The organism is Streptomyces sp. cmx-18-6 (assembly GCF_046548915.1).
Taxonomy (GTDB): domain Bacteria; phylum Actinomycetota; class Actinomycetes; order Streptomycetales; family Streptomycetaceae; genus Streptomyces.
Genome location: NZ_JAEBEP010000043.1, coordinates 1 through 656 on the forward strand (window position 1 = coordinate 1; position 656 = coordinate 656).

Sequence of the window (656 nt, forward strand, 5' to 3'; positions counted from 1 at the left end):
AAGGCGGTGGAGAAGACCGGTTATGACCTGGTGATCTGCGGGATGGCTTCCACCGATGGTGTGATGGGTGTGCTGCCGGCGTTGCTGGCGGAGCGGTTGGGTGTGCCGCAGGTGACGTTGTTGTCGCGGGTCGCGGTGGACGGTGGTGTGGTGAGGGGGCGTCGTGACGGTGACACCGCCTCGGAGGAGTTGGAGGCGGTGTTGCCGGCGGTGGTGTCGGTGACCGACCAGTCCGGTGAGGCGCGCTACCCCTCGTTCAAGGGGATCATGGCGGCGAAGAAGAAGCCGGTGGAGTCGCTGGATCTGGATGATCTGGGTCTTCAGGCGGACGAGGTGGGGCTGGCGGGTGCGTGGACGGCGGTCGACGCCGCCACCGAGCGTCCGGCGCGCACGGCGGGCACGGTCGTGAAGGACGAGGGTGAGGGCGGCAGGCAGCTCGCCGAGTTCCTCGCGGGCCAGAAGTTCATCTGACCCCCCGCCCCCCGGCCCGCCGTCCCGGCTCGCGTGTGCCCCTCCCCGGTTTTCCTTCTCTCGTCTGGAGTGCGTTGTCATGGCTGAAGTTGTTGTTCTCGTCGATCACGTGGACGGTGCGGTCCGCAAGCCGACCCTGGAGTTGCTGACGCTGGCCCGCCGGATCGGTGACCCGGTCGCGGTGG

At 68.4% G+C, this 656-nt stretch carries 1 protein-coding gene and 1 pseudogene; both read left to right on the forward strand.

The window, feature by feature from the left end:
* Positions 1–471: electron transfer flavoprotein subunit beta/FixA family protein (locus tag ACLJPL_RS34045; protein WP_411084814.1), on the forward strand; the 471-nt coding region annotated here is incomplete at its 5' end.
* A gap of 79 nt (positions 472–550) precedes the next feature.
* A pseudogene (locus ACLJPL_RS34050) lies at positions 551–656 on the forward strand (electron transfer flavoprotein subunit alpha/FixB family protein); the annotation flags it as partial.